Genomic DNA, 13,273 nt, shown 5'->3' with positions numbered 1-13,273 from the left:
GCTCACCGCACCGAACACCCGTAAGGAGCACCAATGGCCGACTACATCGTCGCCATCGACCAGGGCACGACCTCCACCCGAGCGATCGTCTTCGATCACTCCGGCTCGATCATCTCGACCGGGCAGAAGGAACACGAGCAGATCTTCCCGCGCGCCGGATGGGTCGAGCACGACCCCGCCGAGATCTGGGACAACACCCGCGAGGTGATCGGTCAGGCACTGTCGCGTGCCGACATCACGCGTCACGACGTCGCCGCCGTGGGCATCACGAACCAGCGCGAGACCGCCGTCGTCTGGGACAAGACCACCGGCAAGCCGATCTACAACGCGATCGTCTGGCAGGACACCCGCACGCAGTCGATCGTCGACAAGCTCGCCGACGGGGACACCGACCGCTACAAGGCGATCGTCGGCCTCCCGCTCGCGACGTACTTCGCCGGCACCAAGATCATGTGGATCCTCGAGAACGTCGAGGGTGCGCGCGAGAAGGCCGAGGCCGGGGACCTGCTCTTCGGCACCACCGACACCTGGGTCCTCTGGAACCTGACCGGTGGCGTCGACGGCGGCGTCCACAAGACCGACGTCACGAACGCGTCCCGCACGCTGTTCATGGACCTCGAGACGCTCCAGTGGCGCGACGACATCCTCGCCGACTTCGGTGTCCCGAAGTCGATGCTCCCGGAGATCGTCAGCTCCTCCGAGGTCTACGGCCACGTCGAGTCGTCGAACCTGCTCCGCGAGGTCCCGATCGCGGGCATCCTCGGCGACCAGCAGGCCGCGACCTTCGGCCAGGCGGCGTTCGACCAGGGCGAGTCGAAGAACACCTACGGCACCGGCAACTTCCTCATCTTCAACACCGGTACCGAGATCGTCCGTTCCGAGAACGGCCTGCTCACCACCGTCGGCTACAAGCTCGGCGACCAGGAGACGCACTACGCACTCGAGGGCTCGATCGCGGTCACCGGCTCCCTCATCCAGTGGCTCCGTGACAACCTCGGTCTCATCGGCAGTGCCCCGGAGGTCGAGGCGCTGGCCAAGACCGTCGAGGACAACGGCGGCGTGTACTTCGTGCCGGCCTTCTCCGGGCTGTTCGCGCCGTACTGGCGTCCGGATGCCCGCGGTGCCATCGTCGGGCTCACCCGGTTCGTCAACAAGGGGCACATCGCACGTGCGGCCCTCGAGGCGACGGCGCTGCAGACCCGCGAGGTCCTCGACGCCGTCAACGCCGACTCGGGCGTGGACCTGACGGAGCTCAAGGTGGACGGCGGCATGACCGCCAACAACGAGCTCATGCAGTTCCAGGCCGACATCCTCAACGTGCCGGTGGTACGTCCGGTCGTCGCCGAGACGACGGCGCTCGGCGCGGCCTACGCGGCCGGTCTCGCGGTCGGCTTCTGGGCCAACCTCGACGAGCTCCGTGCCAACTGGCAGGAGGACAAGCGCTGGGAGCCGCAGCTCGACGCCGCGGAGCGCGAGCGCACGCTCCGCCTCTGGAAGAAGGCCGTCACGAAGACCTTCGACTGGGTCGACGAGGACGTCCAGTAACGACGCGGGCGCACGCTGACCGCGTGCACTGAACGCACCGACGGGAGGCCCGGTGCCGGTTCCTCGAACCGGCACCGGGCCTCCCGTCGCGTTGTGTCTCCTGCGCGTCCGTCGCGGTGCTGGGGTGGTGCGGTTGTGGCCGGCACGGCACGGTGCGGGTTTGTTCGCCGGGTGCAGCGGTGACCGCCGGGTGCGCGTTCGTGGCGCTGCACCGAGCCGCCAGGCTCGCACCGGGTGACGCACCGCGCACGGTGCGGCTCGCGCGGAAGCGGCACGGGATCGCGGACCGCGCACGGTGCGGACTGGAGGCGCGGGGCGGGCCCGCCGCGGGCCTCCAGTCCGGTACGGGGTTGCTGGCACGGCACGGTGCGGGTTTGTTCGCCGGGTGCGGCGGTGACCGCCGGGTGCGCGCTCGTGGCGCAGCACCGAGCCGCCGAGCTCGCACCGGGTGACGCATCGCGCACGGTGCGGCTCGCGCGGAAGCGGCACGGGATCGCAGACCGCGCACGGTGCGGACTGGAGGCGCTGGTCGGGCCCGCCGCGGGCCTCCCGTCCGGCACGGGGTTGCTGGCACGGCACGGTGCGGGTTTGTTCGCCGGGTGCGGCGGTGACCGCTGGGTGCGCGCTCGTGGCGCTGCACCGAGCCGCCGGGCTCGCACCGGGTGACGCACCGCGCACGGTGCCCGGGGCGGCGTGGACTACGCGGCGGGAGCTTCGCCGACCCAATCAGCCAGCTTGCGGGCGCCGGCGCCGGAGTCGATCGCCTCGGCGGCCACCGCGAGCTGCTCCCGGAACCGCTGCAGGATCGGGCGGTCGGACTGTGCCGGGTCCTGCGCGAGCCGGAAGGACACCAGGCCGGCGGCGGCGTTCAGGAGCACGATGTCGCGGACCGGGCCGGTCTCCCCCGCCAGGACGCGGTGCACGACGCCGGCGTTGTGCTCCGGGTCGCCACCGAGCAGGTCTTCCGTGCGGGCACGGGCGATGCCGAGGTCACGCGGGTCGAGGTCGTGCTCGGTGATGCGCCCGCCGGTGACCTCCCAGATGTGGCTGTGCCCGGTGGTCGTGAGCTCGTCGAGACCGTCGTCACCGCGGAACACCAGGGCGGTCGCGCCGCGGGTCTGGAACACGCCCGTGATGATCGGCACGAGCTCGAGCTGGGCCACTCCGACGGCGTTGGCCTCGCACCGTGCGGGGTTGACGAGCGGCCCGAGGAAGTTGAAGACCGTCGGCACGCCGATCTCGCGCCGGACCGGCCCGGCGTGGGCGAAGCCGGGGTGGAACGCGTTGGCGAACGCGAAGGTCAGTCCGACACGCCGGAAGGTGTCCGCGACACGCGCGGCGTCCATCGTGAGATCGAGGCCGAGTGCGGCGAGCACGTCGCTCGACCCGGACTTCGAGGAGCTGGCCTTGTTGCCGTGCTTGACGACCGGCACCCCGGCGGCGGCGATGACGATCGCGGCCATCGTCGAGACGTTCACGGTTCCGACGACGTCACCGCCGGTGCCGACGATGTCGAGGGCCATCGGGTCGACGTCCAGCGGAACCGCGGCGTCGAGGATCGCGTCGCGGAACCCGACGACCTCGTCGACGGTCTCGCCCTTCGCTCGGAGGGTCACGGCGAACGCAGCGATCTGCGCCTGGGTGGCGCGCCCGTGCACGATCTCCTCCATGGCCCATGTGGATTGCCTGATCGTCAGGTCCTCGCGCGCCATGAGCGCGCTGATCACTGCGGGCCAAGAGAGTGCGTCAGGCATGGCTCGATCGTAGTGAATTCGAGAGACCCGCCAGTCTCCTGCGAAAACACTGTCGGGGGTTTCGGCCATAATGGAGGACGTGACTAGCACCTCTCTCTCCCGATCCGCCAGCGGTCCGGCCCTGAACAGGCCGAACGCCGTTGCCGTGGGGACGATCGTGTGGCTGGGCAGCGAGGTCATGTTCTTCGCCGGCCTGTTCGCGATCTACTTCACGCTGCGCAGCACGTCCCCCGAGCTCTGGGCGGCCGAAACCTCCAAGCTCGAGGTGCCGTTCGCCTCGGTGAACACGATCATCCTGGTGCTGTCCAGCTTCGCGTGCCAGTTCGCGGTGTTCGCAGCGGAGCGCTTCCAGGTGCACCGCACGAGCTGGAACCCGCGCCACTGGGGCATGACGGAGTGGTTCTTCGTCACCTACGCGATGGGCGCGATCTTCGTCTGCGGCCAGATCTTCGAGTACGCCAACCTCTGGCACGAGGGCGTCACGCTCTCCTCGAGCGCCTACGGCTCGGCCTTCTACATGACGACCGGGTTCCACGGCCTCCACGTCACGGGTGGCCTCATCGCCTTCCTGCTGACGCTCGGCCGCGGCTTCGCCGCGAAGAACTTCGGTCACAAGGAAGCGACCACCGCCATCGTCGTGTCGTACTACTGGCACTTCGTCGACGTCGTGTGGATCTTCCTCTTCGCCGTCATCTACCTTCTCAAGTAGGAACTGGACACCCCCCAGCACATGTTCAACAGAACCAAGTCCAAGAAGGGCCGCCGCTCTCCGATGGCGACCGTCTCGCTCATCGTCGTGGGTCTCATGACCACCGGCGGTGCGTACGCACTGTTCAGCTCCACGGCGAACGCGGACGACAGCACGACCACCGTCGCAGCGACCAGCCAGTCGAAGGTGAACGAGGGCCAGAAGCTCTTCGCCTCGAACTGCGCGACCTGCCACGGCCTCTCCGCCCAGGGCACGAGCGAGGGTCCGTCCCTCATCGGTGTCGGCGCCGCCTCGGTCGACTTCCAGGTCGGCACCGGCCGCATGCCGATGGCCGCACAGGGCCCGCAGGCCGAAGAGAAGCCCGCGCAGTTCACGGACGAGCAGGTCGACGCCCTCGCCGAGTACGTCGCCTCGCTGGGCCCCGGCCCGGCCGTCCCGTCGAACGAGCTCACCAACGGTGAGGACGGCGACGCGGCCGAAGGTGCAGAGCTCTTCCGCATCAACTGCGCCATGTGCCACAACGTGGCCGGCGCCGGTGGTGCTCTGACCGAGGGCAAGTACGCCCCGAACCTGTCGACGGTCTCCGGCAAGCACATCTACGAGGCCATGCAGACCGGCCCGCAGAACATGCCGGTCTTCAACGACCTGAACCTCACGCCGGAGCAGAAGGCCGACATCATCACGTACCTCAAGTACGTGCAGGACAACAAGTCGCCCGGCGGGTTCGCACTCGGCTCCCTGGGCCCGGTGGCCGAGGGTCTGTTCATCTGGATCTTCGGACTCGGCGCGGTCGTTGCGATGACCGTCTGGCTGACCGCGAAGTCCAACTGATCGTCCGTGTCGAACGACACTGAAGGGAACACCATGGCAGAGCACGACGACGAGACGCTGAACTCGTCCTCGGCTGTCGAGAAGCACGGCACGACCACCTCCCCCGGGATCGCGGTGCTGCCCACCGACCCGTTCGAGAACCCGGGTGAGCCGCCGCACCGCGCGCGCCGCACCGACGTCGACCCGAAGAAGCAGCGTCTGGCCGAGCGCCAGGTCGCGACCTTCTTCTACCTCTCGATCGTCGGCAGCGTCCTCTCGATCGCGGCCTACGTCGCCTTCCCGATCGACTCGAACGACTTCGGGACGGTCCGCACCGCGAACCTCTTCCTCGGCCTGTCGATCGCCCTCGCACTCATCGCGCTGGGCCTCGGTGCGGTCTACTGGTCGAAGTCGCTCGTCGTCGACCGCGAGATCACCGAGCTCCGCCACGGCACCCGCGGCACCGACGCGACCCGCGCAAAGGCCGTCGAGGCCTTCCAGCTGGCCGACAAGGAGTCCGGCTTCAGCCGACGCAAGCTGATCCGCAACTCGATGATCGGCGCGCTGGCCGCGTTCCCGCTGCCGGGCATCGTGCTGGTCCGCGACCTCGCTCCGGCCGAGGACCCGAACGAGCTCCTGCGCCACACCTTCTGGAAGCAGGGCCTGCGCCTGACGAAGGACCCGACGGGTCTGCCGATCAAGGCCTCCGACGTGACCATCGGTTCGGTGTTCCACGTCATCCCGGACGGCATGCTCGACTCCGAGCACATGCTGGAAGAGAAGGCCAAGGCCTCCGTCCTCCTCATGCGTCTCGACCCGAAGGACCTCAACCCCGCCAAGGGCCACGAGAACTGGGGCTACGACGGCATCGTCGCGTACTCCAAGATCTGCACCCACGTCGGATGCCCGGTCGCGCTCTACGAGCAGCAGACGCACCACCTGCTGTGCCCGTGCCACCAGTCCACCTTCGATGTCTCGAACAACTGCGAGGTCATCTTCGGTCCGGCCGCACGCCCCCTCCCCCAACTTCCGATCGCGATCGACGACGACGGCTACCTGGTTGCCCAGAGCGACTTCCACGAGCCGGTCGGACCGTCCTTCTGGGAGCGTGAACGCTGATGACCAGCACCCCCACCACCACGGCACCGAGCAGCACGGCGAACAAGCCGGCTCCGGAGCGCGGATCCCGCATCATCGGCGGGGTCGCCAACTACATCGACGAGCGCACCAGCATCTCGGGGCTCGTCAAGGAAGTCGGCCGGAAGATCTTCCCGGACCACTGGAGCTTCATGCTCGGCGAGGTGGCGCTGTACAGCTTCGTCGTCGTCCTGCTCTCCGGCACGTTCCTGACGTTCTTCTTCCAGGCCTCCATGGCCGAGGTCGTCTACAACGGCTCGTACGTCCCGCTCAAGGGCGTCGAGATGTCGACGGCCCTGCAGTCCACGCTGGACATCTCGTTCGACATCCGCGGCGGGCTGTTCGTCCGCCAGGTCCACCACTGGGCAGCCCTGCTGTTCGTGGCGTCGATCATGCTGCACATGGCCCGCGTGTTCTTCACCGGTGCCTTCCGCAAGCCGCGTGAGCTCAACTGGGTCTTCGGCTTCCTGCTGTGGGTCCTCGCCATGGGTGAGGGCTTCACCGGCTACTCGCTCCCCGACGACCTGCTCTCCGGCAACGGTCTGCGGATCATCGTCGGCATGATCGAGGGTGTCCCGGTGATCGGCGTCTGGATCGCCTACCTGCTCTTCGGTGGCGAGTTCCCGGGGACCGACATCGTCGGCCGCCTCTACACGCTGCACATCCTGCTGCTGCCGGCGATCCTCGTCGCGGTGCTCGGTGTCCACCTCGTGCTCGTCGTCATCAACAAGCACACCCAGTTCGCCGGCCCGGGCAAGACCAACGACAACGTCGTCGGTGTCCCGATCCTCCCGGCGTTCGCAGCCAAGGCCGGTGGGTTCTTCTTCATCGTCGCGGGCATCATCGCCCTCATCGCCTCGATGTTCACGATCAACCCGATCTGGAACTACGGTCCGTACGACCCCTCGCCGGTCTCCGCCGGTACCCAGCCCGACTGGTACATCGGCTTCGCCGACGGCGCACTGCGTCTGGTGCCGCCGCACTGGGAGGTCGTGTGGTTCGGCTACACGGTGTCGTTCAACATCCTGGCGCCGATCGCGGTCCTGGTGCTGCTCATCCTCGCGATCCTGCTGTACCCGTTCCTCGAGTCGTGGATCACCGGCGACAAGCGCGAGCACCACATCCTGGACCGCCCGCGCAACGCCCCGACCCGCACGGCGATCGGTGCCGCCGGCATCACGCTCTACGCCAGCCTCTGGGCTGCGGCGTCGTCGGACATCATCGCGACCCACTTCCTGGTGTCGATCGAACACGTGATCCACGTGATCCAGGCCACGACGGTCCTCGGCCCGTTCGTCGCCTTCTGGATCACGAAGCGCGTGTGCCTCGCCCTCCAGAAGAAGGACCGCGAGATCGTCCTGCACGGCTACGAGTCCGGTCGCATCGTCCGACTCCCCCACGGTGAGTACATCGAGGTGCACGAGCAGCTCGACGAGTACGAGCGCTGGAAGCTCCTGCAGTTCAACGAGTACAAGCCGCTCATGATCCGCCCGAACGCCAAGGGGCAGATCACCGTGGTCCAGAAGGCCCGTGCGAGCATCTCCCGCTTCTTCTTCGAGGACCGCATCGAGCCGGTGTCGAAGGCCGAGCTCGAGGCAGCGCACGCCGCCCACCACGGCCCGGACCTCGCGGGAGGCCACCAGGCTCCGCAGGTCGGCCCCGGGGATCACTGATCCGAGGCACACGAGGAAACCCCCGTCACGATGTGGCGGGGGTTTCCTCGTGTGTGGGGCAACACGCCGCCCCCAGTTCACGGCTGGTTCACCGACACGTGCTGGACTCGTCCAGGACGGTGTGGCAACGTGTTGCACCACGCATCCGCCAACGGAATGAGACCCCGATGGACAGCCGGACGGCCGAACACCCCAGGCCGAACCACTTCCTCCTCCACCTCAGCGACACCCACCTCGTCTCCGGCGACGGTGATCTGTACGGCGGAGTCGACTCCGCCGCACGGCTCACCGAGATCGTCGCGGACATCGAAGCATCCGGAACCCGGCCCGAGGCGATCGTCGTCACGGGCGACGTGGCCGACAAGGGCGAACCGGGCGCCTACGCCCGCGTCCGCGAGATCGTCGAGCCGGCCGCCCGCCGGATCGGCGCGCAGGTCATCTGGGCGATGGGCAACCACGACGAGCGCGGCGCCTTCCGCCAGGAACTCTTCGGCCTCCAGCCCACCGACCGCCCGGTCGACTTCGTCTACGACGTCAACGGTCTCCGGGTCATCACCCTCGACACGAGTGTCCCGGGCCGCCACCACGGCGAGGTCTCCCCCGAGCAGCTCGACTGGCTCGCCGAGGTCCTCTCCGAGGCGGCGCCGCACGGCACCATCCTGGCGATGCACCACCCGCCCGTCCCGAGCGTGCAGGACCTGACCGTCCTCGTCGAGCTCCGCGACCAGCAGGCCCTGGCCGAGGTCGTCGAGGGCAGTGACGTCCTGGCCATCATCGCCGGGCACCTGCACTACTCGACGAGTGCGGTCTTCGCCGGCATCCCCGTGTCGGTCGCCAGCGCCACCTGCTACACGCAGGACCTCACCGAGTTCCAGGGCGGCACCCGCGGCCGCGACGGCGCACAGTCGTTCAACCTGGTGCACGTCTACGGTCGCAACGTCGTGCACTCGGTCGTCCCGATCGGGCACTACTCCACGGTCGGTGAACCCGTGTCGGCGGTCGAGACCGAGGCCCGCCTCGCAGCGCACGGCGTCACGATCCCGCCCGCGGTCGAACCGGCTCCGGTCACCTCGAGCATCCCCGTCTTCACGCTCGACTCGGTGCCGGTCTCCCCCGTCCACCGGTAGGCCGCCACACTTCGTGAACAGGAATGGTCGGGTACCCGTCTGGGTACCCGACCATTCCTGCTCACCATGTGCGAGAGGCGTGCGCCCGAGGCGGACGGGAGGCGCGTGGCGGGGCCGACCCGGGCCTCCCGTCCGGCTGTGGTCGCGACCACGGCACGTGGCGAGGGGCGGCGGCGTGCTCGCCCGGAGCGCGTGGCCGGGTCTCGGCGCCGGGCTCGCAGGCTCGCCCGGAGCGCGTGGCCGAGTCTCGGCGCCGGGCTCGCAGGCTCGCCCGGAGCGCCCCGGCAGGACGCTGGCGCGTCCTAATCGCCGGGGCGCTCCCACGGCGCGGGGAAGGGGAAGTAGCGCTCGAGGAAGTCCGTGACGCGCTGCGTGCGCTCCTCGTCGCTGACCTCGGGGAAGCTGCCGTCGTTCAGGCAGAAGAAGTCCGCGTTCCGCTTCTTCAGCAGCTCGTCGAGGGACCGCAGCCCGGACTGCATCGTGGTGTCGATGTAGCGGACGTCCGCGTTCTCCTGGACGATCGCCCGGCCGGTGAGCAACGAGTAGTAGTGGTACAGCGAGTTCGTCACCGAGATGTTCTCGGCAGCGCGGAAGCGTGACGCCGCCGTGGCGCGGAACTCGTCGGCGAACTCGTGCTCCATCTCCGTCATGATCGATGCTCGGAGCGGGGTGGGCGCGTGCTCGAGGTGCCGCGTGGTGACCGCACCGAACCGCTGCTGCAGCAACCGGCGGTTCACGCGCGCCGAGTTCTCGAACCCGCTGCGCGCGGCGTTGTTCACGCCGAGCCCAATGCGGGTGGTGGCGAGGATGAACTTCGTCACCGACCCCGGGCTGAAGAACACCGACGGGTCGACGGTGCGGCCGAAGAACATGTCGTCGTTCGAGTAGATGAAGTGCTCGCTGATGCCCGGGATGTGGTGCAGCTGCGACTCGACCGCCTGGGAGTTGTGCGTCGGCAGCACGGACGGGTCGGCGAAGAACTCCTCGCTGCGCACGATGCGGACCTTGGGGTGGTCGGCGAGCCAGTGCGGCGCGGGCGAGTCGGTGGCGATGTAGATCTGACGGATCCACGGTGCGAACGTGTGCACGGAACGCAGCGCGTACTTCAGCTCGTCGATCTGCCGGAACCGGGCGGGGGCGTCATCGCCCTCGCCCAGGACGGCCGTGGCCTGCGCTGCCTGGCGGGCGCGCTGGTACTCGATGGCGTTGCCGTCGACCCACGAGAAGACGATGTCGATCGGGAACCGGATGTCGGAGACGTGGTCGTCGAACATGTGCTCGACGGTGCGCCAGGTGCGGCCGTAGCGCTCGATGTCGACGAGCACGAACTCCTCGACCGGCAGGCTGCGGCGCATCAGGGCGTTCTCGACGGGTGCGAGCACCTCGGTGTCGGTGAGTCGCCAGAACTCGAGTTGGACGCTCGTCTCGGCGCCGTAGCGCAGACGGCCGAGCGGCTCGAGGCGCGGACGGAACACACGCAGCACCGGTTCGTCGACGGGTCCGAGCCCGTCGTCCTGCACGAGGACGGCAGGCTGACCCGGCGGCTTCGCGTAGAAGGGCTCGTTGACGGCGGCGGCCATCACGGCGCTCTCCGCACGTTGCCGGTCGCGCTCGTCGATCGCGATGACCGGACGCTCGTCGTTGCCGCGGATGAGCAGGTGGTCGACGTCGGCCTCGGTGAGCGCGTCGTCGAGGAACAGCAGGTCCTCGATCATCGACTGCTGCGGCGTCAGGTGGCCGTTGAGCAGCGTCAGGCGCCCCTTGCGGACGACGACGTCGGGCCGGTCGAGACCGCCGGAGGACGGTCGAGGGTTCAGCAGAGGACTCTCGGTCACCGGCTCGGTCTCGTCGTTCATCCATGCCCTTCGGATCGCGCTGCCGGGTCCTGTACCCGACCCTGCGATCCTACCGTCCGCCCGCCCGCTCGGTTCCGCAGGCGGCCACCCGAGCCGTTCAGGAGGCCCGGGGAGCGTCCGCCTCGCGCGGCACCTTGACGGCGATGCCCACGACGATGAACAGCGCGGCGACCAGGATCTGCAGGGCCGCCCACACCTGACCGGGGATCGGCACCGTGACCAGGGGGTTCCAGCAGACGGCCACGGCGGCCATGAGCAGCGCAGCCCACCACGTCTTGCCGCGGACGGCGAAGACCAGCACGATGAGCGCCAGGACCGTGACGCCCCACCGGGCGAAGACGAATCCGGACGAGTCGATGATCGCCACGCACGCGAGCAGGACGATCGCGGCGATGAGCGACGGTGCGAGCGCCGGCCGGGTGAACCCGGGGGTCGCACGGGTGCTCGTCGCGCCCGCGGCCGGACGGACCGGGGCCGCGGGCACGCCGTGCTGCGACGACCCCACCGGGGGTCGCCCCTTGCGGGCAGCCATCAGGCGGGGGCCTCGTCGAGGTCGATGGCCGTGAAGGACCGTGACATGGGCGGGAGACCCCGCACACGCTCGAGCGCGGGGACCAGCTCGCCGAGGTACGCCCGGTAGCCCTCGTCGGTGAGGTGCAGTCCGTCGTCGGTGAAGCGGTCGTCGAGGTGGTCGCCGTCGGCCAGCGCGGGCCAGGCGTCGAGGTACTGCGCGTGGCAGGTCGCGACGAACTGGCGCAGGTGCCGGTTCGCCTCCTCGATCTTCGTCGTGTACTCGGCCTGGCGCGGCAGGACGGAGACGAGCAGCAGGCGCACGCCCGGCAGCTCGCGCCGGAGGGTGACGAGGATGGTCTCGACGTTGCGGACGACGTGTTCGGCGCTCGCCCGGTGGTTGCCGAAGTCGTTCGTGCCGATGAGCAACACGATCACCTCGGGCTGTTCGGCGACGACGGCCTCGAGGCGCGCGAGCACGCCGTCGGTCGTGTCGCCGCTGACGCCCTGGTTCAGCGTGTGCTCGTCGGGGAGCCAGGTGTCCCACGACCCCTGGGCCGTGATGCTGTCGCCCAGGAACAGGACGGGACTGCGTTCCTCGGTCATGCTGCCTCCTCGTTCGCCGGTTCCGGACTCCCATTGTGCTGGGTCCGGTTGCGCTGCGTCGACTCGGTGTTGTCCGACTCGCGCTCGGCGGCCGCGGTGATGCGTTCGACCATGCCGGGGAAGATGATCCCGTGGAAGGGCAGGATCCCGTACCAGTACAGGCGTCCGGGGAGGCCCTGCGGGAAGTAGATCGCCCGCTGGTGGTAGTCGCTGCCGCCCTCGGGGTTCGGGGTGACGGTCATCTCGAGCCAGGCGCGTCCCGGGGACTTGAACTCTGCGCGGAGCCGCAGGTACCGGCCGCGTTCGAGTCGTTCGACGCGCCACCAGTCGAGCGCGTCGCCCTGCTCGAGCCGGTCCTGGTCACGGCGCCCACGGCTGAGCCCGACACCGCCGGCGACCTTGTCCATCCAGCCGCGCGCGACCCAGGCCAGCGGGAACGAGTACCAGCCGTTCTCGCCGCCGATCGACTCGACGACGCGCCAGACGTCCTCGGCCGAGGCGCTCGAGTGCCGCTTCCGGTCGTCGACGTAGACGGTGTGCCCGGCCCAGTCCGGGTCGTTCGGCATCGGGTCGGCCGAGGCACTCGACAGCGTGGCGCTCCGCCAGCTCGTCTCGACCTGGCCCGAGCGCATCTTGTTCAGGGCGAGGCGGACGGCTCGGCGGTACGAGGTGAGCCCGCCCTCGGGCTGCGGCACGACGTCGTCGATGTCGTGCTCGCGCTGGACGCACTCGAACTGCAGCGACTCGATGATCGGGGTCGCGAGCTTGCGCGGGATCGGGGTGACGGCGTTGAACCAGTGCGCCGCGAGTCGCGGGGTGAGCACCGGCAGGACCGTGATGGGGCGCTGCCGGAGCTTCGCCTCGACCGCGTAGCCGTTGAGCATCTGGCCGTAGCGGAGCACGTCCGGACCGCCGATGTCGAAGGTGCGGTTGACGTCCGCGGGGACGTCGAGCGCCGCGACCAGGTAGTAGAGGACGTCGCGCACGGCGATCGGCTGGATGCGGTTGCGCACCCACCGCGGTGCCGGCATCCAGGGCAGGACGTCGGTCAGGTGCCGGATCATCTCGAACGAGGTGCTGCCGGAGCCGATGACGACACCCGCCTGGTAGGCGACGGTCGGCACGCCCGATCCGAGCAGGATCTCCCCCACCTCCTTGCGGCTGCGCAGGTGCTTCGACAAGTCGCCGTCGGGGTGCAGCCCGCCCAGGTAGACGAACCGGCTGACACCGGCGCGCTTCGCCTCGTGCGCCATCGTCTCGGCGGCCTGGCGTTCGGCGGACTCGAAGTCGCCGTCGGCGCCCATCGCGTGGGCGAGGTAGTACACGGCCTCGACGCCGTCGACCGCGGCACGGACCGCGTCGGCGTCCTGCAGGTCCCCTTCGGCGATGTCGACGTCGCTGCTCCACGGGACGTCCTGGAGCTTGCGGGGGTTGCGCACGAACACGCGCACGGAGTGTCCGGCTTCGAGGAGACGGGGGACGAGACGACCGCCGATGTACCCGGTGGCGCCGGTGACGAGGACCTGCATGCCCCGAACGCTACGCG

The 13,273-nt window shown here is 69.2% G+C and carries 11 protein-coding genes; 6 read left to right on the top strand and 5 right to left on the bottom strand.

From position 1 onward, the window contains the following. Positions 1 to 33 precede the first annotated feature (33 nt). Complete coding sequence (gene glpK / locus ACXKZB_RS10230; RefSeq protein WP_488823035.1) at positions 34 to 1,545, top strand: glycerol kinase GlpK; 1,512 nt, start codon at positions 34 to 36, stop codon at positions 1,543 to 1,545. A gap of 698 nt (positions 1,546 to 2,243) precedes the next feature. Here the strand turns inward: glpK and trpD are convergent. Continuing rightward, entirely contained in the window at positions 2,244 to 3,299 is a 1,056-nt protein-coding gene (gene trpD, locus ACXKZB_RS10225; RefSeq protein WP_123312616.1) for an anthranilate phosphoribosyltransferase, read from the bottom strand. A gap of 70 nt (positions 3,300 to 3,369) precedes the next feature. Here trpD and ctaE point away from each other — a divergent pair, with 70 nt between their 5' ends. The 5 genes from ctaE to ACXKZB_RS10200 all read left to right on the top strand — a co-directional run bounded on the left by ctaE (position 3,370) and on the right by ACXKZB_RS10200 (position 8,755). Next, positions 3,370 to 4,008, top strand: a complete 639-nt coding sequence (gene ctaE / locus ACXKZB_RS10220; protein ID WP_123312617.1) for an aa3-type cytochrome oxidase subunit III — start codon at positions 3,370 to 3,372, stop codon at positions 4,006 to 4,008. Between the two features lie 21 nt (positions 4,009 to 4,029). Next, complete coding sequence (gene qcrC / locus ACXKZB_RS10215; protein WP_488823032.1) at positions 4,030 to 4,839, top strand: cytochrome bc1 complex diheme cytochrome c subunit; 810 nt, start codon at positions 4,030 to 4,032, stop codon at positions 4,837 to 4,839. 33 nt (positions 4,840 to 4,872) lie between these two features. Beyond that, positions 4,873 to 5,937, top strand: a complete 1,065-nt coding sequence (qcrA, locus tag ACXKZB_RS10210) for a cytochrome bc1 complex Rieske iron-sulfur subunit (protein ID WP_123312619.1) — start codon at positions 4,873 to 4,875, stop codon at positions 5,935 to 5,937. Further along, entirely contained in the window at positions 5,937 to 7,628 is a 1,692-nt protein-coding gene (gene qcrB, locus ACXKZB_RS10205; RefSeq protein WP_123312620.1) for a cytochrome bc1 complex cytochrome b subunit, read from the top strand. Before qcrA ends, qcrB begins: the two co-directional genes overlap by 1 nt. A 167-nt stretch (positions 7,629 to 7,795) precedes the next feature. Further along, positions 7,796 to 8,755 carry a phosphodiesterase gene (locus ACXKZB_RS10200; RefSeq protein ID WP_488823030.1) on the top strand — a complete coding sequence of 320 codons (960 nt, stop codon included), beginning with the start codon at positions 7,796 to 7,798 and terminating at the stop codon, positions 8,753 to 8,755. Between the two features lie 302 nt (positions 8,756 to 9,057). Here the strand turns inward: ACXKZB_RS10200 and ACXKZB_RS10195 are convergent, their stop codons facing one another. The 4 genes from ACXKZB_RS10195 to ACXKZB_RS10180 form a co-directional block, all read right to left on the bottom strand. Further along, a complete protein-coding gene (locus tag ACXKZB_RS10195; RefSeq protein WP_488823028.1) occupies positions 9,058 to 10,611 on the bottom strand; it encodes a stealth conserved region 3 domain-containing protein in 1,554 nt (517 codons plus the stop codon). A 97-nt stretch (positions 10,612 to 10,708) separates the two neighbouring features. After that, positions 10,709 to 11,143, bottom strand: a complete 435-nt coding sequence (locus ACXKZB_RS10190; protein WP_340196075.1) for a DUF6804 family protein — start codon at positions 11,141 to 11,143, stop codon at positions 10,709 to 10,711. After that, the gene (locus tag ACXKZB_RS10185) at positions 11,143 to 11,727 is read right to left on the bottom strand and encodes a GDSL-type esterase/lipase family protein (protein WP_123312624.1); all 585 of its coding nucleotides are present in this window, start codon (positions 11,725 to 11,727) and stop codon (positions 11,143 to 11,145) included. The genes ACXKZB_RS10190 and ACXKZB_RS10185 overlap by 1 nt, the downstream gene beginning before the upstream one ends. Continuing rightward, complete coding sequence (locus ACXKZB_RS10180) at positions 11,724 to 13,256, bottom strand: SDR family oxidoreductase (RefSeq protein ID WP_123312625.1); 1,533 nt, start codon at positions 13,254 to 13,256, stop codon at positions 11,724 to 11,726. The genes ACXKZB_RS10185 and ACXKZB_RS10180 overlap by 4 nt, the downstream gene beginning before the upstream one ends. Between the last annotated feature and the right edge of the window lie 17 nt (positions 13,257 to 13,273).

The organism is Curtobacterium sp. ABR8 (assembly GCF_057812125.1).
This window is presented reverse-complemented; position numbering and strand designations above follow the sequence as displayed.

Coding starts and splice junctions, on each gene's coding strand:
- glpK (WP_488823035.1), top strand. CDS start 34: ATGGCCGACTACATCGTCGCCATCGACCAGGGCACGACCTCCACCCGA.
- trpD (WP_123312616.1), bottom strand. CDS start 3,299: ATGCCTGACGCACTCTCTTGGCCCGCAGTGATCAGCGCGCTCATGGCG.
- ctaE (WP_123312617.1), top strand. CDS start 3,370: ATGGAGGACGTGACTAGCACCTCTCTCTCCCGATCCGCCAGCGGTCCG.
- qcrC (WP_488823032.1), top strand. CDS start 4,030: ATGTTCAACAGAACCAAGTCCAAGAAGGGCCGCCGCTCTCCGATGGCG.
- qcrA (WP_123312619.1), top strand. CDS start 4,873: ATGGCAGAGCACGACGACGAGACGCTGAACTCGTCCTCGGCTGTCGAG.
- qcrB (WP_123312620.1), top strand. CDS start 5,937: ATGACCAGCACCCCCACCACCACGGCACCGAGCAGCACGGCGAACAAG.
- ACXKZB_RS10200 (WP_488823030.1), top strand. CDS start 7,796: ATGGACAGCCGGACGGCCGAACACCCCAGGCCGAACCACTTCCTCCTC.
- ACXKZB_RS10195 (WP_488823028.1), bottom strand. CDS start 10,611: ATGAACGACGAGACCGAGCCGGTGACCGAGAGTCCTCTGCTGAACCCT.
- ACXKZB_RS10190 (WP_340196075.1), bottom strand. CDS start 11,143: ATGGCTGCCCGCAAGGGGCGACCCCCGGTGGGGTCGTCGCAGCACGGC.
- ACXKZB_RS10185 (WP_123312624.1), bottom strand. CDS start 11,727: ATGACCGAGGAACGCAGTCCCGTCCTGTTCCTGGGCGACAGCATCACG.
- ACXKZB_RS10180 (WP_123312625.1), bottom strand. CDS start 13,256: ATGCAGGTCCTCGTCACCGGCGCCACCGGGTACATCGGCGGTCGTCTC.